This window comes from Actinomadura decatromicini (assembly GCF_008121305.1).
GTDB classification, from domain to species: domain Bacteria; phylum Actinomycetota; class Actinomycetes; order Streptosporangiales; family Streptosporangiaceae; genus Spirillospora; species Spirillospora syzygii.
Genome location: NZ_VSRQ01000001.1, coordinates 1077085 through 1098994, shown reverse-complemented (window position 1 = coordinate 1098994; position 21910 = coordinate 1077085). Strand labels below are relative to the sequence as shown.

The window sequence follows — 21910 nt, the reverse complement described above, 5'->3', positions numbered from 1 at the left end:
CGCCGGGCGCTGAAGCCCGTTCGGTAGGGTTTCCGGAAATACTCCCGGAGGGCGCCGTGTACGACTACATCATCGTCGGAGCGGGCAGCGCGGGCTGCGTCCTCGCCGCCCGGCTGACCGAGGACCCGTCCGCGAAGGTCCTCCTGCTGGAGGCGGGCCCGCCCGACGACGCCCCGGAGATCCACATCCCGGCGGCGGTGGCCGCGTTGATCAAGGGCCCGTACGACTGGGACTACGCGACCGTCCCGCAGGAGCACGCGGCCGGGCGCAGCGTGTACTGGCCGCGCGGGCGGACGCTCGGCGGCAGCTCGTCCACCAACGCGATGATCTACATCCGGGGCGCCCGGTACGACTACGACACCTGGCGCGACTCGCACGGCTGCGCGGGCTGGGGTTACGAGGACCTGCTGCCCTACTTCCGCCGCGCCGAGGACCAGCAGCGCGGCGACATCCCCTACCACGGCGTCGGCGGCCCGCTCCGCGTCGAGGACCTGCGCTACCGGCACCCGCTGACCCGCGCGTGGGTGCAGTCGGCGAAGGCGTACGGCCTCGCCGCGAACTCCGACTTCAACGGCGCCGAGCAGGACGGCGTCGGCTTCTACCAGGTCACCCACCGGCGGGGGCGGCGCTGGTCGACCGCCGCCGGGTACCTGCACCCGATCGAGCACCGGCCGAACCTCACCGTCGTCACCGACGCGCTCGCCACCCGCGTCGTGATCGAGGACGGCCGCGCGGTCGGCGTCCGGTACGAGGCGCGCGGCGAGACGATGTCGGCCCGCGCGGGCGCCGAGGTGATCCTCTCCGGCGGGGCGGTGAACAGCCCGCAGCTCCTCATGCTCTCCGGCGTCGGCCCCGCCGACCACCTGCGCTCGCTCGGCATCGACGTCGTCGTCGACTCACCGGTCGGGGAGCGGCTCCAGGACCACCCGTTCGTGAACGTCATGTTCGCCACGCCCCGCACCAAGGCGCTCTGGGAGCTGGCCAACGCGCGCACGTTCGCGCTGTACCAGGCGCTGGGACGGGGGCCTTACGCGTCCAACGTCGCCGAGGCGGGCGGGTTCGTCCGGACGGTCGAGGGCCTCCCCGCGCCCGACCTCCAGTACCACGTGCTGCCGACCCCGTTCGTCGACCAGGGGCTCACGGAGTCGTCGGAACGGCTGCTGTCGGTCCTGGTCACGGCGGTCGCGGTCGCCAGCCGGGGCGCGCTCACCCTGCGTTCGGCCAGCCCGTACGCCAAGCCGCTGATCGACCCGGCCTACCTTTCGGACAAGGCCGACCTGGACGTCCTCGTCGCCGGGGTCCGGCAGGCCAGGGAGATCGCCGCGACCGGCCCGCTGGCCTCGCTGACCGGCGGCGAGTGGGCGCCGGGGGAGCAGGTCGACGACGACGAGGCGCTGGTCGCATTCGTCCGCCGCGAGTGCGCCACGCTGTTCCACCCGACGAGCACCTGCGCGATGGGCGGGGACGACGCCGTCTGCGACCCGGAGCTGCGCGTCCGCGGCGTCGAGGGGCTGCGGGTGGTGGACGCGTCGGTCATGCCGTCCGTCCCGCGCGGCAACACCAACGCCCCGACGATCGCGATCGCCGAGCGCGCCGCCGACCTGATCCGCGGCCGCACCCCGCTGAAGCCCGCCAACGCCGGAAAGACCTGAACCGGAAAGCCCTGAAAACGAGTGACGCCCCCGTCCTTCGGACGGGGGCGCCTGCTGGTCGGTACAGGGCGGCGGGGTCACCGCTTCAGCGCCTTCGCGATGCGGACGCGGCGCGCCTGCCTCGCCTCCTTCCGCAGCACCTGTACGCGGTCCTTGATGATGACGTTGCTGAACTCCGGGCGGATCATCTGCTTCTCCTTGTTCCCGCCGGGCCCCTCGTGGCCCGACATGTACAAGGTTCTTCCTAAGGCCCCACCCCCCACATCGGGACGACGCCTTATCTAGGCGTCTAAAGCCGCCTTAGAGAGGGCCTACCGCGCTTAGGCGCCCGCTCTGCGCGGGCTCAGGGGACCTCGACGAAGCCGAGGCGGTCGTAGAGGCGGCGGGCGCGGCGGTTCCGGCGGGTCACCGCGAGGGTGAGGGTGTCGTGGCCCTGCCCGGCCAGGGCGTGCATGACGGCCTGGACCAGCGCCCGCCCGAGGCCGTTCCCGGCGTGGGAAGGGGCGACGAAAAGGAACGCCAGGAGCGGCACGTCGCGGTAGAGGGTGACGAGGGCGCCCGCGACGGGACGCCCGCCGTCCTCGGCGACGAAGGACGCGGCGGGCAGGAACGTGCCGTACTCGCCGTCCATGGTGAGTCGCACCTCGCGCACCGCGCCCGTGAGGCTGCCGACGTCGGGCTCGTCGGGGGTGCCCCGGTAGGCGTCCCACATCAGGGCGGCGAGCGCGGGGAGGTCGCCTTCGGCGAGCGGCCGGACGCCGGGCGGCGGCTCGGGCGGCGTGCCGAGCGCCGCCTGGAGACGGCTGCGCACGGGCGTCCCGGAGGTCACGGCGCGGGGTCCGGGCGGTTCACGGCGGCGTCCTTCGACGAGGTGTCCTCGCCGGTCAGCGCTTGTAGCGGCGGCCGTGGACCATGCTGATCAGGCCGAGCACGCGGGCCATCTCCTTCTCGCTCCGGCTGAACGAGGTGAGGTTCATGGACGCGAACCGCTGCCGGGTGATCGCCTTCGGCCGGGTGAACTCGCGCAGCCCGTCCGCGCCGTGGATGCGGCCGAAGCCCGACTCGCCGACCCCGCCGAACGGCAGCGCGGCGACCTGCGCGAACGCGGCGAACGCGTTGATCGACGTCATGCCGGAGCGCATCCGGCGGGCGACGTCCATGGCGCGGGACCGGTCGCCGGAGAAGATCGTCCCGGCGAGGCCGTAGCTGACCCGGTTGGCCTTCTCGACGGCCTCGTCCAGGTCCTTGACGCGGTGGACGGTGATCGTCGGGCCGAACGTCTCCTCGCACACGGCGGCCGAGTCGTCCGGCACGTTGGTCAGGACGACCGGCTCCACGTACGGCTTGCGCACCGACTCCGCGCCGCCGACGACGGCCTTGCCGCCCTTGGCGAGGGCGTCCTTGATGTGGCGTTCGATGACGTCGAGCTGGCCGGGCATCGTGATCGGGCCGTAGGCGGCCTCGCGGTCGAAGCCGGGACGCAGCCCGGCCGCCTTCTCGGTGAGCTTGCCGAGGAACCTGTCGTAGGCGTCGTCCACGACGTAGATGCGCTCGACGCCGATGCACGTCTGGCCCGCGTTCGACATGGCGCCCCAGAGCGCGGCGTCGGCGGCGGCGTCGAGGTCGGCGTCGGAGTCGACGATGCAGGCGTCCTTGCCGCCGCACTCGGCGACGATCGGGGTGAGGTTCTCCGCGCACGCGGCCATCACGCGCTTCGCGGTGCGGGCCGAGCCGGTGAACGCGAGCTTGCCGAGACCCGGGGAGGAGGCCAGCGCCGAGCCGGTCTCGCCGAACCCGGTGACCGTCTGCAGGACGGGATGCTCCGGCACGACCGCCGCGACCAGTTCCGCGAGGTACACGCCGACGCCGGGGGTGAACTCCGAGGGCTTGAACACGACGGCGTTCCCGGCGGCGAGCGCGTAGGCGATCGACCCCATCGGCGTGAAGAGCGGGTAGTTCCACGGGCCGATCACGCCGACGACGCCGACCGGCTGGTACTCCAGCACGCACTTCTGGTTGATCGCCATGATGCCCGGGTAGACGTTGCGCGGTCCGAGGACCTTCCGCGCGTTGCGGGCGGCCCAGTCGAGGTGGGTGATCGCCATGATCGCCTCAAGCTGCGCGTCCTGCAGCGGCTTGCCCGTCTCCTGGTGGATGAGCTCCGCCGTCCGGCTCAGGTTGCGGGTCAGCGAGCCCTTGATGTTCAGCAGCCGGAGCCTGCGCTCCTTCCAGCCGAGGGCGCGCCACCATTCGGCGGCCTCCCGGGCCCGCTCGACCGCCGCCGCGACGGCGGCCGCGTCGTGGACGGGGTGCTCGGCGACGACCTCGCCGGTGGCCGGGTTCAGCGACCCGAACGTCTCGGTGTTCTCCGTGGTCACGGACATGCGGGACCTCCCGGGAGGAGCCTGGCGTAAGTGACTGCTTGCAGCGTCGGTACTGGCTAGTAAACCACCCTATGCCGGTCGGTCGCTCCACCACTCGAACAGCCAGTGCCCGGCCTGGATCGGAGTCCGGTTGAGGCCCAGCGCCTCGGTGATGTGGTAGACGAAGCCGAAGAACGCCTCGTTGACCGGTCCGAGCCAGAGCAGCGCGATCAGGATGAGGAACGCGTAGCCGCCGATGGACGCGGCCTGGTCGGCCCAGCGGCGCGGCAGGTACGGCTCGACGATCCCGAAGCCGTCCAGCCCGGGGATCGGGAGCAGGTTCAGCACCGCGGCCGTGATCTGGAGGAACGCCAGGAACGCCACGCCCAGCCAGAAGATCCCGTGCTCCTGGCCGTCCTGGTTGGCGGCGAAGTTCTTGTACAGCGCCGCGAGGACGATCGCGAACAGCACGTTCGACAGCGGGCCCGCCGCCGAGATCAGGCTGTGCCGGATCCGGCCGGGGATGACGTGCCGGTCGATCCAGACCGCGCCGCCCGGCAGGCCGATCCCGCCGAGCAGGATGAACACGACCGGGATGAGGAAGCTCAGCACGGCGTCGGAGTACTTCAGCGGGTTCAGCGTCAGGTAGCCCTTCGCGACCACGCCGCGGTCGCCCGACCGGTAGGCGATGTACGCGTGCCCGAACTCGTGCAGGCACAGCGACAGCATCCACGCCGCGAGGACGAACCCGAACAGCGCTATCCGTGCCGGCCGCGACGGATCGTTCCCGTACCGCCACGCCATCAGCCCGAACAGGACCGTCGCCGCCACGATCACGAGGAACACCGGGCTCGGCCGTACCGCCGCGCCGCCGCGCGTCCCGCGCGCAGTACCCGTCATCGTCTCCGGCCCCTCTCGCCACGCCGCCGCGCGGGAGCCCCGTCCCGCCTGATCCTCGCCGCCATTCGGAAGCTACCGTCTCGCCGGAGTCATGGCGCCGCGATGACAGGAACGACATAGGTGCGCAGGAAGCGGCGCAGCCCGTCGTCGTCGCGGCCCCGGTCCATGACGATCAGCGAGGTGATGACGCGGAAGAGGAACTCGACCGTCCCCTCCACGTCGATGTCGGGACGCAGCGTCCGCTGCCGCTGCGCCCGCTCGAAGTGCGGCCGCACGTAGTCGCAGCAGAGCGCGAGCACGTGCTCGGACGCCCCCGACACCGCCGCCTGCGTGTGCCCCGCCGCCTCCGGGACGAGGAAGTGCGCGACCGCCGGCACCTCCCGGACGTACCGGACGGCGTCCAGCGTGCCCTCCACGATCGCCTCCGGCACCGCCCGCTCCCGGCGCAGCCGCTCGGCGAGCCGGTCGAGGAACCGGCGCAGGTCGCGCATCACCACGGCGAGGATCAGCTCGTCGCGGCCGCCGGCGACGCTGCGGTACACGGTCGCGCGGGACAGCTTCGCGGCGGCGGCGATGTCCTCCACCGTGGTCTTGGTCACGCCGCGGCGGCCGAAGCAGTCCTCGGCCGCGTCGATGATCCGCTCGCGTGTCGCGTCGGTGGTGGCGGGGGGCATGCCGCTACGTTACCGGCCGTCGCCTCGTCCGACGTCCGACGTGTCGTGCCTAGTCCAGGGTGTACTCCAAAGTCCACGTATGTTCGCCGTCGTCGGCGACGGTGATCTGGCCGACGCCGCGGATGCCCGCGAGCTCCCCGCCGCCGGACGTCGGGACGATCAGCCAGCGCAGCCACTGGGTGTCCGGCGTGCCGTCCTCGCTGCCCGCGCTGTGCTGCAGGACGAACGTCCCCTCCCGGCCGTGCAGGATGCCCTCGACGTGCTCGATCCCCACGTACGCGACGGGCCCGGCGGCGGACTCCACGGTGATCAGTTCGCTGCTGCTCGTCCCCACGAGGTCGCCGTGGAACGTCTTGCCGACGTGGACCCGGGTCAGCCTGGCGCCGCCCCGCTCGTCGAAGGGCTTCTCGGCGTCCCACGCGTCGATCTCGAAACTGCCGCTGGCTTGGAAGGTCATGGAGGAATCCTGGCCCAGGACGACGCCGCCCGGAACCCCGCCACAGGTGTCAGAAGAGCGTGCCCTCGTGCTCGATGCCGCGCAGCGCGTCGTAGTCGAGGGTGACGCAGTCGATGCCCCGGTCGGCGGCGAGGACGCGCGCCTGCGGCCTGATCTCCTGCGCCGCGAAGACCCCGCGGACGGGCGCGAGGTGCGGGTCGCGGTTCAGCAGCTCCAGGTAGCGGGTGAGCTGCTCGACGCCGTCGATCTCGCCGCGCCGCTTGATCTCGATGGCGACGGTGGCGCTGGCGGCGTCCCGGCACAGGATGTCGACCGGGCCGATCGCGGTGGGGAACTCGCGGCGGATCATCGTCCAGCCGTCGCCGAGGGTGGTGATGTGCTCGGCCAGCAGCTCCTGGAGGTGCGCCTCGACACCGTCCTTGCGCAGGCCAGGGTCGATGCCCAGCTCGTGGCTGGTGTCGTGCAGGACCTCCTGGATCGTCAGGATGAGCCGTTCGCCGGACTTGCCGTGGGTGACCGTCCAGCGGGCGACGGCGCCGTCCTCCTCGAAGGGCTCCTCGCGCAGCGAGCAGGGCGGGTTCATCCAGTTCAGCGGCTTGTAGGCGCGGTCGTCGGCATGGACGCTGACGCTCCCGTCCGACTTGATCAGGATCAGCCGGGGGGCCATCGGGAGGTGGGCGGTGAGTTTGCCGGCGTAGTCGACGCTGCAGCGGGCGATAACGAGACGCACGCCGACCAACCCTAGTGCGGCCGACCGGCTAAGACGTCCGGGTGCCCGATATAGGGCGTGATGCCGATGTGGGGGAGGGGGCCTTAGGACGAGTCTCTTGGATGTCGGGCCATGCGGTTTGGCCCGGCGGGGGATCTGGGAGGAACCGTGTACCACCACGACATCATGCGATCGATCAGCCGCGAGCGGGCCCGCGACCTGCGGGCCGAGGCGCGGGCCGCGCACGACGCGCGGGTGGCGCGGCGGGCCCGCGAGTACTGGGCGGAGCTCGCCGAGCGGACCGTCCGGCCGCCGCGCCGCCGCCGCGCGGCCGGCCGGGACGCCGCGACCGCCCGCTGAGCCGCCCCCGGTCCGCACGGGGGCGGCCGGGGACCGAAGAACGGGCGCTGCCGGCGGCGGGGCCAGAAGCGGCAGACGTAGCGGAATGAAAACCTTTGTCAAGTCTGGCATTCTCCGGGGGCCGTGGTTAGCGTCGAGGGCATCCAGCGTCAGCGAAAGGACTCCCGCAATGTCTCTTGACGTGACCCCGGAACTCCTGGAGGCGGCGAAGCAGGGGGAGGTCGACGACGCGGCGTTCGTCGAGTGCGTGCGGACGTCCCTCCCCTACGCCTGGGACATGATCAGCGGCCTGGTGGCCCGGCTGCACGTGGACGGCGGCGAGTTCGCCGACAACCACACCCCGCCCCCGGACGAGCAGGCCCGCGGCCAGCTGCTGCGGGTCCTCGCCAGCGACGCGATGCGCGGCGCCCTGGAGCGCTGGTTCGGCGTGCGCCTGGCCTTCCAGAACTGCCACCGCGTCGCCGTCTTCCCGGACGGCGACTCCGCCACCTACCGGACGTTCGTCACCGCCCGCGAGCAGATCCTCAACCAGTCACCCGAACTGCGCGACTGCTGACCCGCCGTCGCCCGGAGGACGCGGCGTGCCTAGGCGCGCCGCGCCCTTTTCATGTGCGCGCCCTTCTCATGTGAACGCGGCCCGCACCTTCGGCAGGACGTCCGCGCCGAGCCGGGCGATGTTCTCCAGCGTCGCGCCGCGCGACCCGGCGCCCTCGACCAGCAGGATCAGCCGCCGGACGCCGGTGCGCTCGGCGGCCGTGACGAGCGACTCGACGCAGTCGTCCGGCGAGCCCACCGGATGCAGGTCGCACATGCGGCGCGTGTAGCCGACGGGGTCGCGGGGCGGGCGCGGGCGGTCGTCGACGGCGACGTACCCGTCCAGGCCGGGGCCGAGCCAGCGCGGCATCTCCGCCATCAGCGTGCTCACCGCCTGCTCGCGGGTGTCGGCGACCTGGGCGACGTGCGCGGAGACGTGCGGGACGTCCGGCAACCCGAGCCGGGCGACGGCGGCGTGCCGGGCGACGGCGGCGGCCTTCTCGTCCGGCCCGACGTGCATGCCGAGCAGCATCGGCAGCCCGCGCTCGGCCGCCAGCCGCTCCGTCGCGGGCGACGTGCACGCGACCGTCACCGGCGGCGGAACGGCCACGCGCGGCACGACCGGCACCTCCCGGAACCGGAACTCCTCGCCGGACCAGCCGAGCCGGTCCGACCGCAGCCACGCCAGCAGCAGGTCGAGCGACTCGGCGAAACCGTGCTCGTAGCGGGGCAGGCCGGTGCCGAACACCTCCAGCTCCCGCCACGGGCCGCCGCGTCCGACGCCCAGGTGGAACCGTCCGCCGGACAGCAGCGACAGCATCGCCGCCTGCTCGGCCACCGCCACCGGATGCTGGCTGGACAGGACGCTGACCGCCGTCCCGACCCCGACCCGCGCGGTGACGCCGAGCAGGTGCCCGGCGAGGACGGTCGCCGACGGCACCACCCCGTACGACATGAAATGGTGCTCGGCCAGCCAGACGTCGTCGAACCCGGCGCGCTCGGCGGCGACGGCGGCCTCGACGGTGCGGGTCAGGGCGGCGGCGTCGTCCTGGCCGGGGAAACGGGCGGCGAGGAGGAAGATTCCGAGGCGCACCCTCCCGTCCTACCCGGGATCGAGGAGGCGCCGCCGCTCTGCGAGACTGCCCTCCATGACCGAGAGTTCGTTCAGCAGTGTCGGGGTAGTCGGGCTGGGGACGATGGGCGCGGGCATCGCGGAGGTGCTGGCCCGCGGCGGGCTCGCCGTCGTCGGCGTGGAGGTGAACCAGGACGCGCTGGACCGCGGCCGCGGCCACCTGGAGGTCTCCACCGGACGCGCGGTCAAGCGCGGCCGGCTCACCGAGGAGGCGCGGCGCGAGATCCTCGGCCGGACCGCCCTCTCCGTCGACTTCGCCGAGCTGGGCGACTGCGACCTCGTGATCGAGGCCGTCCCGGAGCGGCTCGACCTGAAGCGCCGGGTGTTCGCCGAACTGGACCGGGTGTGCCGGGACGACGCCGTCCTCGCCACCAACACCTCGTCGCTGTCGGTCACCGACATCGCGGTGAGCACCGGCCGCCCCACCAGGATCGTCGGGGTGCACTTCTTCAACCCGGCGCCGGTGATGAAGCTGGTCGAGGTCATCCGGACGGTCCTCACCGAGCCGGACGCCGTCGCCCGCGTCGCCGGGCTCGTCCGGGCGCTCGGCAAGACGCCCGTGACGGTCGGCGACCGCGCCGGGTTCGTCGCGAACCGGCTGCTGTTCGGCTACCTGAACCAGGCCGTGGCCATGCTGGAGTCCGGGCACGCGACCCGCGACGACATCGACGCCGCGATGACGGCCGGGGCCGGGCTGCCGATGGGCCCGTTCACCCTCATGGACCTCATCGGCCTCGACACCTGCCAGGGCGTGCTGGACGCGATCCACGCCGAGACGCGGGAGCGGCGGCACGCCGCGTCCCCGCTGCTCCGCGAGCTGGTCACGGCCGGGCTGCTCGGCCGCAAGACCGGCCGCGGCTTCTACCCGCACGACGGCTCCGCGGCCGACGAGCCCGCCGCGCCGGCCGGCCCCGCGCCGGTCGTCGGCGTCGTCGGCGTCGGCCCGCTCGCGGACGCGGTCGCCGCGCTGTGCGACCGCGCGGGCGCCGCCGTCCGCGACTCGGCCGCCGACCTCGCGAGCTGCGAGCTGATCGTGGAGGCCGCCGAGGACGCCGAGGCGGGCCGCGCGCTGCTGTCCGCCGCCGCGCGGGCCGCGAAGCCGGGCACACCGCTCGCCGTCACCTCGACCGGCGACTCGGTGATCGGGCAGGCGATGGCGGTCGGCCGTCCCGCCGACGTCGTCGGGCTCAGCCTGCCCGACCCCGCGGGGACGCTCGCCGAGATCGCCGTCACCGTCGCCACCGCACCCGACGTCGCAGACCGGGCAGCGGACGCCCTCCGCCGCCTCGGCCTCACCGCCGTCCGCTGCCGCGACCGCGCCGGGTTCATCGTCGACGCGCTCCGCTTCCCGTACCTGAACGACGCCGCCGCCATGCTCGGCGCGGGCTACGCCGACGCCGACTCGATCGACGCGGCGATGACGCTCGGCTGCGGCTACCCGTCCGGCCCGATCGCCGACCTGGACCGCCTCGGCGCCGACCGCGCCGTCACCGTCCTGAACGCCCTCCACACCGAGACCCGCGACCCGTCCCTCGCGCCCGACCCCCTCCTGACGGAGCACGCGACCGCAAGTAGTTCGCTGCGCTGAATATCCTCGAAGCATGAGCCCCCGCAAGAATCGTCGTGCCGGGTCCGGGCATCCCCCCGCGGGCGGCGGTGGGGCGTGGGCCCAGGAGACCGAGGACGCGCCGGACGGGGAGTGGGTCGTCCGGTCCATCTCCGGGTCCGGCGCGGTGAAGGCGTACCGGTGCCCCGGCTGCGACCAGGAGATCCCGCCCGGCGTCGCGCACGTCGTCGCCTGGCGGACCGACGACCGCGGCGGCGAGGACCGGCGGCACTGGCACCGCCCCTGCTGGCAGGCCCGCGGCCGGCGCTCGCCGCGCGTCCCGCGGTCCCGGAACGCGCCCCGCCACTGAGCATCTGGAAGTAAGGAGACCCATGCCGGAGATCAGGGCGGCGACGGTGCTGCCGGCGCGGCGCGAGGAGATCACGCTGCACACCTCCGACGGGCTGGAGCTCGTCGGCGAGCTGGCGCTGCCGCCGGACCGGCCGCCGGCCGCGACGCTCGTCTGCCTGCATCCGCTGCCGACGGCCGAGGGCATGATGGACAGCCACGTCCTGCGCAAGGCGTCCTACCGGCTGCCCGCGCTGGCCGGGCTCGCGGTGCTGCGGTTCAACACGCGCGGGACGACGTCGGCGCGCGGCACGAGCCAGGGCGAGTTCGGCGAGGGCGAGACCGAGCGGTTCGACGTGGCTGCCGCGCTGGAGTACACCGAGTACCACGACCTGCCGCGCCCGTGGCTGCTCGGCTGGTCGTTCGGCACCGAGCTGGCGCTGAAATGGGGACGCGACCCGCTGGTGGAGGGCGCGATCCTGCTGTCGCCGCCGCTGCACCGGGCCACGGACGCCGACCTGGACGCGTGGGGCGCCGACGGGCGTCCCGTCCTCGCGCTCGTCCCGGAGTTCGACGACTACCTGCGCCCGGACGAGGCGAGGGAGCGGTTCAAGCGCGTCCCGCAGGCCGAGGTCGTCGGCGTCCCGAACGCCAAGCACCTGTGGGTCGGCGAACCCTACGTCCGGATCGTGCTGAACGAGATCGTGAAGCGGGTCGTGCCGGAAGCCGCCCCCCTTCCCACGGAATGGGACGAACCGGGCGGTTAGTCCCAGGCGGCCGGTGGCGGCCACCCGCGTCACCCGGACCGCGGGAGCGGGTACCGATGTGCCTATGACCGTGCAGTTGTACGCGAGGGATATCGGCTCCGGCACGGCGCTCGTCCTGCTGCACGCGTTCCCGCTCTCCTCGGCGATGTTCCTCGCCCAGCGCGAGGGCCTCGCCCAGCGGTTCCGGGTCGTCACCCCCGACCTGCGCGGCTTCGGCGGCTCCGAGCTGGGCGACGACGAGCCGTCCGTGGACGCGATGGCCGACGACGTCGCGCGCATGTGCCGGCGGCTCGGCGTCCGGCGGGCGGTGGTCGGCGGGCTGTCCATGGGCGGCCACGTGGCCGTGGCGCTGAGCCGCAGGCACCCGGAGCTCGTCCTCGGGCTGGTGCTCGCCGCCACCCGCGCCGCCGCCGACACCGAGGAGGACCGCGCGACCCGGCTGCGGCAGGCCGAGCTTCTGGAACGTGACGGAACGACCCGCGTCCTGCTGGACGAGGTGCTCCCCGCCCTCGTCGGCCCCACCACCTACCGGCAGCGCGCCCTCGTCTACGGGCGGGTGCGCGGGCTCGTCCAGGCGACGCCGCCGCGCGCCGCCGCGTGGGCGCAGCGCGCCATGGCCGGACGCCCCGAGGCGTTCGGCACGCTCCGCGCCCTGCGCGTGCCCGCCCTCGTCATGGTCGGGGACGAGGACACCCTCGCCACCGAGGCCGAGGCCCGCGCGATGGCGGACGCCATGCCGAACGCCGAACTCCAGGTCGTCCCGCGCGCCGGGCACCTGTGCTCGGTCGAGCAGCCGGACCTGTTCAACCAGGCCGTCGCCGAGTTCGCCGCCGCCCTGGCCCGCACGTCCCGCTGACCGCGCCCGGCCGCTACAACGTCTCCTGGCGCGGGATCACGACCTCGCGGACCAGCAGCGAGATCGCCGCGGCCGTCGGGATCGCCAGCAGCGCGCCGACGACGCCGAGGAGCGTTCCGCCGATCAGCGCCGCCACGATCGTCACCGCGGGCTGCACGTCGACCGTCCGCTTCATCACCCTCGGGTAGACGACGTAGTTCTCCACCTGCTGGTAGATCAGATAGAAGATCGCGCAGACGATGAGCTTGGTGACGTCCCCGGTGAGGAACGCGACCAGGCACACCACCACCGCGCCGATCGTCGCGCCGATCAGCGGGATCAGGTCGGTCACCGCGACGATCAGCGCGAGCGCGAGGGCGTACTTCACCCCGAGCACCGACAGGAAGACGAACGAGCACACGCCCGCGATGAACGCGATCGTGAACTGCCCGGCGACGTAACCGCCGATCCGGTCGAGGATCTCGTCGCCCAGCAAGGCCACCCGGGCCCTCCGGGACCGCGGCGCGAGCTTGTAGAAGAACGTCTTGATCTGCGGCAGCGAGCTCATGAAGTAGAGCGTCAGGATCAGGATCGTGATCGTCTGGAAGATCCCGTTGACGGCGACGTTGCCGATGCCGGTGGCGATGTCGGTGAGCTGGTTCTGGAAGCCGTCGCTGTTGACCGTCTTCTCGGCGCGTTCCAACAGGCCGTACCGCTTGTCCCACTCGGCGAGGCGGTCGTTGTGCTGGAGCTGGTTGACGTAGTCGGGGATGTTCTCCCGCAGGTTCGTGACCTGCTCGGACACCGGTTTCACCAGCGACGCCACGAACCCGGCGAAGAACAGGATCACGGCGAAGAACACCGCCGCGACCGCCGCGCCGCGCGGCAGCCCGAACCTGCGCAGCCGCTCCACCGCCGGGTTCAGCCCGACCGCGAGGAACATCGCCACCACGATCATCACGATCACGGACTTGGCGTTCGTCGCCGCCCTGACCAGCATCCACGCGGTGATGACGCCGAGCGCGGCGGTGAACCCGAAAACGAACGGGTGCGCCCGGCCGAACGGCTGGCCGGGGCGTCCGAACGGGAAGCGGTGGTCGACGCCCGCCTCGCGCCTGCGCTGCTCGACGTCGTGCGCCGGGTCGGGCGCGCCGGGCTCGGGCTCCACCTGCTCGACGGCGTCCGCCGCTGCGGGCAGCCGGACCGGCGTCCCGGTGGCCGGGTCGCGCTCGCCGGTGGGCTCCTCGATCTCCTCGGGCCGGAGCGCCCCGCTGGGCGCCAGCGCCTCGTCGTCCAGCTGCGGCTCGTCGTCCGGCTCCGCCTCGGCGGCCGGCTCGTTCGGGGCCGGTTCGCCTTTTCGCGGGGCCGCGTCCGCCGCCGTCTCCTCGTCGTCGTCGTCGGCGGGGCGGGAGGGGGCGGGCACCGTGCGTCCGGTGGCCGGGCGTCCCGTGCCGGGGGCCGCCTCGGGCCTGTCCTCGTGGGGGGTGTCGTCGGGCACGCCGCTCTCCTCTTCCGTCCGTCCGCGGTGGCGCGCCGGCCGCCGGGCCGGGCCCCGATCAGCGCCACCACGGGGGTGAGACGTAGGAAAGCCTAGAGGCGTTTCGGCCTCTAGGCTTTCCCGTCGTTCGTCGACCGCGTCACACGGTCAGCCAGGCTGGGTCACTCCTGCCACCAGTCCTCGTCGTCCTCGTCGGACTTCTTGGCCTGGCCCGGCTTGGCGGCGGCCTTCGCGGCGGGCTGCTGCTTCGGCTGGGCCTGCGGCGCCGGAGCCGACTTCGGCTCGGCCGCCGGGATGGCGGCCTTCTCCGGCGGGGCGGCGAGCTCCGGCTCGGCGCCCATCGTCGGGGCGACGCCGCCGATGAGCTGACGGAGCTGGTTGAGGTGGCTCGTGATGCTGTCGCGCTGCCGGGTGAGCTCGTCGACCTGGCGCTGCGCCGCCGTCCGGACGCGGTCGGCCTCGGACTTGGTCTCGGCGAGCAGCTGCTCGGCCTGCGACTTCGCCTCGGCGATCACGTTGTCGGAGTTCTTGCGCGCGTTCGCCATGAGCTGCTTGGCGTGCGAGTCGGCCTCGCGCCGGGTCTGCTCGGCCTGCTGCGTGGCCTTCGCCGCGCGCTGCTCGGCGGACGCCGCGCGCTGCTCGGCCTCGGCGACGAGCTTCTGCGTGGCGGCCTGGGCGGCCGCGTGGCGCTCGGCGTCCTGCCGGTCGGCCTCCTCGCGGCGGGCCGCGAGCTGGATCTCGAACTCGGCCTCGGCCTGGGCGCGCTGGGCCTCGCTCTCCTCCAGGATGCGCTGGGCCTGCGCGCGCATCTCGTCGGCCTGCCGCTTCGCCGTGGTGAGGATCTCGTCGCGCTCGCGCTTGGTGGACGCGCGCAACTGCGCCACCTCGCGCTCGGTTGTGGTGCGCAGCTTCGCGATCTCGCGCTCGGCGCTGGCGCGCTTCTCGGCGACCTCGTGGTCGGCGGTGGCGCGCAGCTTCGCGACCTCGCGCTCGGTCGTGGAGGTCAGCTCGTCGGCCTCGCGGCGGGCGGAGGTGCGCACCTCCTCGGCCTCGCGCTCGGCCGCGCCCCGCATGTCGTCGCCCTCGCGCTGGGCGTTGGCACGCAGTTCGGCGGCGTCGTTCTCGGCGTTGGCGCGCTGCTCGGCGGCGTCGACCTTGGCCGCGGCCTTGATCTCGTTCGCCTCGGACCGGGCGGCCTGGACGAGCTCGGTGGCCTGCTCCTCGGCCAGCCGCAGCAACTGCTCGATCCGGGCGCCTAGGCCGGAGTAGGTGGGACGTTCCTGTTCCTGCAACTGCCGGTGCGCGTCCGACAGCTCCCGCTGCAGGGCCTGGGTCTGCTCGCGAGTCTGCCGGACCTCGTTGTCGAGCGACTTGATGTGCTCGTCGACCTGGTGCCGGTCGTAGCCGCGAAGCACCACGTCGAACTCGCGCGGGGGCGTGTCTTCAAAGAAGTTGCTGAGCTGGGCGTCGATGTCGGACTGCATGTGGCTCAATCCTGATGTGACGGGGCTACGGGTGGTTCCGGGGACCGGTCGATTCCTGGCATGACGGGCTCCGCGACGGGCTCAGTGCCCCAGACGTGCCCTAAACCTCTTCCGGCGAATGAAGCCTACTCCGGACACTGCCGTGTTGGGGGTTCATCTTGACGCGCTGCGTGGTTTGTCCGGTTTGCGATTTTGCCTTCCGGGCCCCCGGTACCCCGCGTCTGGCCGGTACAAATCCACCAGATGTGTCTGAACGGTCACAGAGGGGCGGTCGCCGCCCCGCCGTCCGCGATCGGGATATCGAACGCGTCACGATCCGGTCGCGCGCGGGCTGCGGGGGCCCCGCAAGATCATGCAGGGTCGGGACGCTTCTGCACGAGCTCCGTCAGGACGCCGTGGCAGTCCTTCGGATGCAAAAAGTTGATCAAGGATCCCATGGATCCGTTGCGCGGCGCGTCGTACAGGACGCGCACCCCCTTCCCGGCGATCCCAGCCGCCTCGTCGGCGACCGTCCCGTCCGTCCCGAACGCGATGTGGTGGACGCCCTCCCCGTTCTTCTCCATCCACTTCGCGACCGCCGAGTCGTCCCGGATCGGCTCGATGAGCTGGAGGTAGCTCGCCGCCCCGTCACCGGTCTCGTTGATCTTGAGCATGCACTCCCGGACGCCCTGCTCCTCGTTCACCTCGAAATGCGCGTCGGTGAAGCCGTAGGTCGCCTTGTAGAACTCGACGGTGGCGTCGAGATCGCGACAAGCAATGCCGATGTGGTCGATACGGGTCAGCATGGGCCTTCTCCCTACTCATGCGGCCAGGCGGGGGCGAACCGAACCGGTCGGCGTCCCCGTGGGTATCGTGGCAAACGTCGCCGAGCACCATTCTGGAGGCCCCTCATGACCGCCACGTCCGTGATCGTCGCAGGAGCGCGCACCCCCGTCGGGCGGCTGCTGGGCTCGCTGAAGGACTTCTCCGCCGCCGACCTCGGCGCGCATGCCATCAAGGCGGCGTTGGAGCGGGCCGGGGTGTCCGGTGACCAGGTGCAGTACGTCATCCTCGGCCAGGTGCTGCAGGCGGGCGCGGGGCAGATCCCGTCCCGGCAGGCGGCGGTCAAGGCGGGGATCCCGATGAGCGTCCCGTCGATCACGATCAACAAGGTGTGCCTGTCCGGGCTGGACGCGATCGCGCTCGCCGACCAGCTCATCCGCGCGGGCGAGTTCGACATCGTGGTCGCGGGCGGCATGGAATCGATGACACAGGCCCCGCACCTGCTGCCGAAGTCGCGCGGCGGCTACAAGTACGGCTCGGTCGAGGTACTCGACCACATGGCCCTCGACGCGCTGACCGACGCCTTCGACGGCGTCTCCATGGGCGAGTCGACCGAGCGGTACAACGCCAAGCTCGGCATCACCCGCGAGGAGCAGGACGAGTTCTCCGCCCGCTCCCACCAGCGCGCCGCCGCGGCCATCAAGAACGGCGTCTTCGACGAGGAGATCGCCCCGATCGAGATCCCGCAGCGGCGCGGCGAGCCGATCACGTTCGCGACGGACGAGGGCGTGCGCGGCGACACCACCGCCGAGGTCCTCGCGAAGCTGCGCCCCTCGTTCAGCAAGGACGGGACGATCACCGCCGGCTCGTCCTCGCAGATCTCCGACGGCGCCGCCGCCGTGGTCGTGATGTCCAAGGCCAAGGCCGAGGAGCTCGGGCTGACGTGGCTGGCGGAGATCAGCGCGCACGGCAACGTCGCCGGGCCCGACAACTCGCTCCAGTCGCAGCCGTCCAACGCGATCAAGCACGCGCTCGGCAAGGCGGGCCTCGGCGTGGACGACCTCGACCTCATCGAGATCAACGAGGCGTTCGCGTCCGTGGGCGTCCAGTCGATGCGCGACCTCGGCGTCGGCCCGGACAAGGTCAACGTCAACGGCGGCGCCATCGCGCTCGGCCACCCGGTCGGCATGTCGGGGGCGCGGATCGTCCTGCACCTGGCCTACGAGCTGAAGCGGCGCGGCGGCGGCGTGGGCGCGGCGGGCCTGTGCGGCGGCGGCGGCCAGGGCGACGCGCTCATCCTCCGGGTGCCCGCTAGCTGACCCGCGGTCACTGGGCGCCGAGGCTGACGGTGACGGTCTCGAACCCCAGCGCCTTGAGCATGTTCTCCAGCATCGTCTTCGTGTTGGCGTCGGCGCGTTCCGTCAGGCCGCTCTGCCCGGCCGCCGTCTGGATCTTCTGCGACGCCAGCATGTAGAGCTGCTGCTGGTTGTTCGGGTTGCTGCTGAAGAAGTCGCCGAAGCGGTCGAACAGGCCGCGCTCGGTCGCGTAGACGTAGCTGTTCTTCGTGTCCAGGTTGGTGGGTTCGAGCCGGGCGCGGGGGAGGGTGATGGCGGCGGACGTCCGGTCCGGGTTCACCTTCACCGCGCCCTCGCCCAGCTTCGAGAAGTCGACGTAGGCATCGACGGACCCGTTGCCGACGAACAGGGTGCGCTTGCCGCGCAGCGCGCCCGGCAGGAACTTCGCGTCCTTCTCCAGGTCGACCACCACCTGGAAGTTGCCGCTCGCCGCCTCGTACCGGTGCAGGTCGCGGATCGACTTCAGCAGGACGGGACCGCTCCGGTCCTTCGTCTCCTCGGCGAACGGGTTCAGCCAGCCGGGCAGGCCGCGCAGGATCTGCTGCCCGGCCAGCACGACCGCGACCGTCGCGACGATGATGAGCACGGGCCCCGCCACCCCGCGCCGGGGCCGGGCATATGGCTTCCGGGGCGCGTCGTTCTTCGCGTCCGACTTCTTCGTCTCGGCATTCTTCGCATCAGAGCGAGCCATGTACCGCATTTTCCCGGCATGCCGGTCTCTTACCTAGCGGACCGGTTAGGTCGATGTGAGGCCGGGTGCCGCACGTGCTTGGCGAGGACGGGACGCCGCGGCCGCTCCGTCCGGAAGTCGGCGGGCACCAGCGCGCACGTCCGGTAGGCGGCGAAGTGCTGCCGCAGCCACGCGCGCCGCGCCGTCTCGCTCCAGGACGCGAACCGCCGCGCGGCGTCCGGGTCGGGGACGGCGGGCGGCTCGTCGTCGAGGAGCCAGGCGTCGACGAGGGCCCGGTACTCGTTCGGCGGGGCGGCGCAGGCCGTCGCGTCCTTGAGGCTGTCGCTGATCTGCCGGACGGCCCGCGCCGCGTACCCGCCGGACAGCTCCTCGTCGAGATGGACGGTCGCCACGCCGCCGTTCACCGCGACCGGCACCCACATCGGCCGCTGCTCCAGCGCCGTGAACGCGCCCGGCGTCCCGTTCAGCCGCGCGGCGACGGGGGTGGCGGCCGCGACCAGCCGGGGCAGCGCGTCCCGCAGCGCGGGGTGGACGCACACGGTCAGCGGCCACTCGCGGCACACCGGCTCGGCGGCCACGGGCGCGACCGTCCCGCCGCCGGTGCGGTGCAGCCCGAGCGTCGCGGTGACCGTCGCGGCCAGCGCCACCACCAGCGGCAGGACGAGCAGGAACCGCCGCGTCGCCCACATCACGTAGCCGAGGATCAGCGCCGTGGTCAGCCCGGCGGCCCAGGTGACCTGGTCGGCGAGCACCTCCGGCCGCAGCGCGGTGAACAGCGCGATGCGGTCGAACGCCGCCGGGGGGAGCAGGCTCCACCACGACACGCCGGGGACGCGCGCCGCCGCCCACACCGCCGTCAGGCCGAGCACGAAGCCCGCCGTCGCCCGGTGCGGGACGAGCCGCCCCGCCAGGTACCCGGCGACGACGTGCAGGACGAGCGACCCCGCCCCGGCGGCGACGCCCATCGGCTGCGGGTGGCCCGCCTGGTCCCGGGCGAGCGTGGCGGCGACGACCACCGCCGTCACCGCGCCGTAGGAGACGAGCGCCGCCGCCGCGAGCAGCAGCAGGTCGAACAGCACCCCGGTCGCGGGCGAGCGCGCGGTGAGGTCGCGCAGATAGTCGAGCGGGCGCTCGCGGACCGCCGTCCACGCCGCCAGCGCCGCCGCGACCGGGCCCAGCAGCCGGACGGCGTTGACCAGGGCGACGACGGCGTTGTCCCAGTAGGCGACCGACGGGCACAGCGACAGCGCGGCCGCCGCCGTCCCGACCAGGGTGAGGAGCGGCACCGAGACGAGCAGTGCCGTGCGGCGGGCGTCCAGCCGGAGCACCCGTCCGAGGTCAGACACCGGTGGCGCTCCGGGCGGGCGGCCGCCTCGCGAGGCGCGGCAGCGTCAGCCGGGGGAGGGGCACGTCGGACAGCGTGCGCCGGGCGGCGCGCCGGCGCGGTGGCGCCGGGCGGCGGCCCGACGCGAGGATGGCCTGCGGGACCGCGCCGCGCGGGTCGGGCACGTCCGCGCCGCGCCGGTCGGCGGCCGACCGGCCGCGCCGCGCGGCGGCCGACTGCGTGGGCTGCTCGGTGAGCCGCCCGCGGGCGAGGGTGAGGAGCCGGTCGCACCAGCCGGTGAGCGTCTCGGTGGCGTCGGCGGTGACGACCACCGTGGGGGCGAGGGAGCGGAGCACCGGGACGAGTTCCGCCATCGCGGCGGTGAGCGTGTGGCCGCCCGGACCGGCGGCGCCGGTGGGCCACGGCTCGGCGGCGGCGCACAGCTCGCCGAACGGGTCGTCGAGGAGCACCACGTCCGGCTCGTGGACGCACGCGGCCGCGAGCCCGGCGCGGAGGCGGACGTCGGGCGGCAGCAGCGCCAGCTCGGTGCGGGCGGCCTCGGCGAGGTCGAGCCGCCGCGCCACCGAGCGCGCGGCGGACACGCTGGTCCGCTTGTAGTAGGCGGCGTACTCGACGAACTCGCCGGCCGTCATGTGGTCCGCCCGGGCGAACCGGGCGGGCAGGTAGCCGATGGCGGCGCGCGCGGCGCGCTGCCCGGCGGCGTTCGTGATGTCGTGTCCGAGAATGTGCAGCGCGCCGGCGTTAGGCCGGCGCAAGGTCGCGAACGTGGCCAGCAGAGTGGATTTACCGGCGCCGGGTGGTCCGGCAAGGCCGACCACGCCTTCGGGCACCCCGAAGGTCACCGGGCGCAGGAGCCACCGGCCCCCGCGGCGGACACCCATTCCTCGGGCCACGATCACGGAGTGCTCCGCGATCACAAGATTCCCCCCATAGCTCGTCATGCGGTCGCGGCGGCCGGCGCGCGTCCGGCCGCGCGGGTGCGCCGGTGGCCTCGGTCCCCCAACCCTGCCACCCGGCTCCCGCCGTACCGGGCCTCCGCCTTCGGCGGGCCCGGCGTGCCGGTCGCTTTTGCCGTGCCGCGATGCATCGACAGCGTGACTATAACCGGGCTTGGTGATGGCTGTCAGCAATCTTTTTGCCTTTAACGTCGGTCCGCCTGGATTCTTTGCCGACCCCGCCGAATCGGAGAATTAGAAAAAGGCGGACAATTGCCGAACCGTACCTTTGGCCGGGACGTGCCGGACGTCCGGCCACGGTCGGCCACCACGGCCGACCCGCCACGGCCGGCCCGCCGCGCGCTCCGCTCCGAGCGGACGGGCGCGCAGGCACGGGCGCTCATGGGGCAGGATGGACCCATGCCTTCTCGGGACTTTTCGTTGCACGGGGCCATCGACCTGGGGGCGCGCCAGGCGGCCGCCAGGAAACAGCAGGAGCGCCGGGCCCAGGGCGGCGGCGCGGCGGCGGGCGCGAGCGGCGCGGCCGGCCAGTACGTCGTGGACGTCACCGACGAGACGTTCAACACCGAGGTGGTGGAGCGGTCGCAGTCCGTCCCCGTCCTGGTGGACTTCTGGGCCGAATGGTGCGGGCCGTGCAAGCAGCTCGGCCCGATCCTGGAGAAGCTCGCCACCGAGGCCGCCGGGAAATGGATCCTGGCCAAGGTCGACATCGACGCCAACCCGCAACTCGGCGCGTACATGCAGCAGATGGGCGTGCGGGGCATCCCGTTCGTCGCGGCGGTCGTCGCCGGGCAGCTGCTGCCCTTCCTGAACGGCGCGGCGCCCGAGCCGCAGGTCCGCCAGGCCATCGACCAGCTCTTCGAGGCGCTCCGCAAGGAGGGCATCCTGCCGGACGCCCCCGCGGGCGAGGAGCAGGCCGCCGACGCGACCGGGGCGCCCGCGCTCGACCCGCTCTCGCAGCGGGCGGAGGACGCCCTGCAGAGCGGCGACCTCGACGCCGCCAAGACCGCGTTCGAGGAGCTGATCGCCCGCGACCCCCGCGACGTCCAGGCCAAGCAGGGCCTCGCGGCGGTCGAGCTGAGCCTGCGCGCCCGCGGGCTGGACGCCGAGCGCGTCCTGCGCGAGGCCGCGGAGAAGCCCGGCGACGTGCAGGCGCAGATCAGCGCGTCCGACGTGGAGATGGTGTACGGGCGCCTGGAGGAGGCGTTCGAGCGGCTGCTCAAGGCCGTGCGGAGCAGCGCGGGCGACGACCGCGACGCCGCGCGCCGGCACCTGCTGTCGCTGTTCGACGTCCTGCCGCCGGACGACCCGCGCATCGCCAAGGCGCGCCGCTCCCTCCAGTCCGCGCTGTTCTGACGGGTTCGCGGCGCGGCGCGCCCGCCGGACGAGCGCGGCCGACCACGACGGCGTCGAGACCGCGGTCTGACGCGCGTGCCCGCGGGACGAGCGGGGACGACCGCGACACCCGACCGTGCCGCGGAGCGTATGCTCGGTTGACGCGGCGGGAGCGTGCTGTACGGGGCGTGCTGGGCCGCGACGGGG

At 73.2% G+C, this 21910-nt stretch carries 23 protein-coding genes; 9 read left to right on the top strand and 14 right to left on the bottom strand.

Going from position 1 to position 21910, the window contains the following annotated elements; genetic code table 11:
- The first annotated feature begins 56 nt into the window (after positions 1-56).
- Entirely contained in the window at positions 57-1652 is a 1596-nt protein-coding gene (locus tag FXF68_RS04385; RefSeq protein ID WP_148757578.1) for a GMC family oxidoreductase, read from the top strand.
- Between the two features lie 77 nt (positions 1653-1729).
- Here the strand turns inward: FXF68_RS04385 and FXF68_RS42075 are convergent, their stop codons facing one another.
- From FXF68_RS42075 to nucS, 7 genes are all read right to left on the bottom strand, one after another.
- Complete coding sequence (locus FXF68_RS42075; RefSeq protein WP_187437799.1) at positions 1730-1882, bottom strand: hypothetical protein; 153 nt, start codon at positions 1880-1882, stop codon at positions 1730-1732.
- A gap of 113 nt (positions 1883-1995) precedes the next feature.
- Complete coding sequence (locus tag FXF68_RS04380) at positions 1996-2481, bottom strand: GNAT family N-acetyltransferase (protein WP_187437707.1); 486 nt, start codon at positions 2479-2481, stop codon at positions 1996-1998.
- A 55-nt stretch (positions 2482-2536) separates the two neighbouring features.
- Positions 2537-4036: an aldehyde dehydrogenase family protein gene (locus tag FXF68_RS04375; protein WP_148757576.1), complete on the bottom strand. Its 1500-nt coding sequence runs from the start codon at positions 4034-4036 to the stop codon at positions 2537-2539.
- 69 nt (positions 4037-4105) lie between these two features.
- Positions 4106-4915 (bottom strand): site-2 protease family protein, encoded by an 810-nt coding sequence (locus FXF68_RS04370; RefSeq protein ID WP_148757575.1) that lies wholly within the window; start codon positions 4913-4915, stop codon positions 4106-4108.
- 89 nt (positions 4916-5004) lie between these two features.
- A complete protein-coding gene (locus FXF68_RS04365) occupies positions 5005-5589 on the bottom strand; it encodes a TetR/AcrR family transcriptional regulator (protein ID WP_148757574.1) in 585 nt (194 codons plus the stop codon).
- 49 nt (positions 5590-5638) lie between these two features.
- Positions 5639-6046: a DUF3224 domain-containing protein gene (locus FXF68_RS04360; protein WP_148757573.1), complete on the bottom strand. Its 408-nt coding sequence runs from the start codon at positions 6044-6046 to the stop codon at positions 5639-5641.
- A gap of 49 nt (positions 6047-6095) precedes the next feature.
- Entirely contained in the window at positions 6096-6776 is a 681-nt protein-coding gene (gene nucS / locus FXF68_RS04355; RefSeq protein WP_148757572.1) for an endonuclease NucS, read from the bottom strand.
- A 165-nt stretch (positions 6777-6941) separates the two neighbouring features.
- Here nucS and FXF68_RS42070 point away from each other — a divergent pair, with 165 nt between their 5' ends.
- Both FXF68_RS42070 and FXF68_RS04350 read left to right on the top strand, forming a co-directional pair.
- On the top strand, positions 6942-7115 hold the full coding sequence (locus tag FXF68_RS42070) for a hypothetical protein (protein ID WP_187437706.1): 174 nt from the start codon (positions 6942-6944) through the stop codon (positions 7113-7115).
- Between the two features lie 169 nt (positions 7116-7284).
- On the top strand, positions 7285-7671 hold the full coding sequence (locus FXF68_RS04350) for an SCO5389 family protein (protein WP_148348410.1): 387 nt from the start codon (positions 7285-7287) through the stop codon (positions 7669-7671).
- A 66-nt stretch (positions 7672-7737) separates the two neighbouring features.
- On the opposite strand, the gene FXF68_RS04345 is transcribed toward FXF68_RS04350, so the two are convergent.
- Positions 7738-8742: an LLM class flavin-dependent oxidoreductase gene (locus FXF68_RS04345; RefSeq protein ID WP_148757571.1), complete on the bottom strand. Its 1005-nt coding sequence runs from the start codon at positions 8740-8742 to the stop codon at positions 7738-7740.
- Positions 8743-8797: 55 nt separating this feature from the next.
- On the opposite strand from FXF68_RS04345, the gene FXF68_RS04340 reads away from it, so the two are divergent.
- The 4 genes from FXF68_RS04340 (at position 8798) to FXF68_RS04325 (ending at position 12298) form a co-directional block, all read left to right on the top strand.
- Complete coding sequence (locus FXF68_RS04340; protein WP_148757570.1) at positions 8798-10369, top strand: 3-hydroxyacyl-CoA dehydrogenase family protein; 1572 nt, start codon at positions 8798-8800, stop codon at positions 10367-10369.
- Between the two features lie 13 nt (positions 10370-10382).
- Entirely contained in the window at positions 10383-10697 is a 315-nt protein-coding gene (locus FXF68_RS04335) for an ATP/GTP-binding protein (protein ID WP_148757569.1), read from the top strand.
- 22 nt (positions 10698-10719) lie between these two features.
- Complete coding sequence (locus FXF68_RS04330; protein ID WP_148757568.1) at positions 10720-11442, top strand: alpha/beta hydrolase; 723 nt, start codon at positions 10720-10722, stop codon at positions 11440-11442.
- 64 nt (positions 11443-11506) lie between these two features.
- Complete coding sequence (locus FXF68_RS04325) at positions 11507-12298, top strand: alpha/beta fold hydrolase (protein WP_148757567.1); 792 nt, start codon at positions 11507-11509, stop codon at positions 12296-12298.
- A 13-nt stretch (positions 12299-12311) separates the two neighbouring features.
- Here the strand turns inward: FXF68_RS04325 and FXF68_RS04320 are convergent, their stop codons facing one another.
- The 3 genes from FXF68_RS04320 to mce form a co-directional block, all read right to left on the bottom strand.
- On the bottom strand, positions 12312-13775 hold the full coding sequence (locus FXF68_RS04320) for an AI-2E family transporter (RefSeq protein ID WP_246178299.1): 1464 nt from the start codon (positions 13773-13775) through the stop codon (positions 12312-12314).
- A 161-nt stretch (positions 13776-13936) separates the two neighbouring features.
- Positions 13937-15259: a DivIVA domain-containing protein gene (locus FXF68_RS04315; RefSeq protein ID WP_148757566.1), complete on the bottom strand. Its 1323-nt coding sequence runs from the start codon at positions 15257-15259 to the stop codon at positions 13937-13939.
- A 350-nt stretch (positions 15260-15609) separates the two neighbouring features.
- Positions 15610-16044, bottom strand: a complete 435-nt coding sequence (mce, locus tag FXF68_RS04310) for a methylmalonyl-CoA epimerase (RefSeq protein ID WP_067903105.1) — start codon at positions 16042-16044, stop codon at positions 15610-15612.
- A gap of 105 nt (positions 16045-16149) precedes the next feature.
- Between mce and FXF68_RS04305 the strand changes: the two genes are divergently transcribed.
- Entirely contained in the window at positions 16150-17340 is a 1191-nt protein-coding gene (locus FXF68_RS04305) for an acetyl-CoA C-acetyltransferase (RefSeq protein ID WP_148757565.1), read from the top strand.
- 7 nt (positions 17341-17347) lie between these two features.
- Here FXF68_RS04305 and FXF68_RS04300 read toward each other — a convergent pair whose 3' ends face one another.
- Genes FXF68_RS04300 through FXF68_RS04290 form a run of 3 tightly spaced genes read right to left on the bottom strand, consistent with a single transcriptional unit; the run spans position 17348 to position 20293 of the window.
- Positions 17348-18067 carry a DUF4230 domain-containing protein gene (locus FXF68_RS04300; protein WP_148757564.1) on the bottom strand — a complete coding sequence of 240 codons (720 nt, stop codon included), beginning with the start codon at positions 18065-18067 and terminating at the stop codon, positions 17348-17350.
- Positions 18068-18096: 29 nt separating this feature from the next.
- Positions 18097-19413: a hypothetical protein gene (locus tag FXF68_RS04295; RefSeq protein ID WP_187437705.1), complete on the bottom strand. Its 1317-nt coding sequence runs from the start codon at positions 19411-19413 to the stop codon at positions 18097-18099.
- Entirely contained in the window at positions 19406-20293 is an 888-nt protein-coding gene (locus FXF68_RS04290; RefSeq protein ID WP_246178427.1) for an ATP-binding cassette domain-containing protein, read from the bottom strand. The genes FXF68_RS04295 and FXF68_RS04290 overlap by 8 nt, the downstream gene beginning before the upstream one ends.
- A gap of 474 nt (positions 20294-20767) precedes the next feature.
- Between FXF68_RS04290 and FXF68_RS04285 the strand changes: the two genes are divergently transcribed.
- On the top strand, positions 20768-21724 hold the full coding sequence (locus FXF68_RS04285) for a tetratricopeptide repeat protein (RefSeq protein WP_187437704.1): 957 nt from the start codon (positions 20768-20770) through the stop codon (positions 21722-21724).
- Positions 21725-21910: the final 186 nt, after the last annotated feature.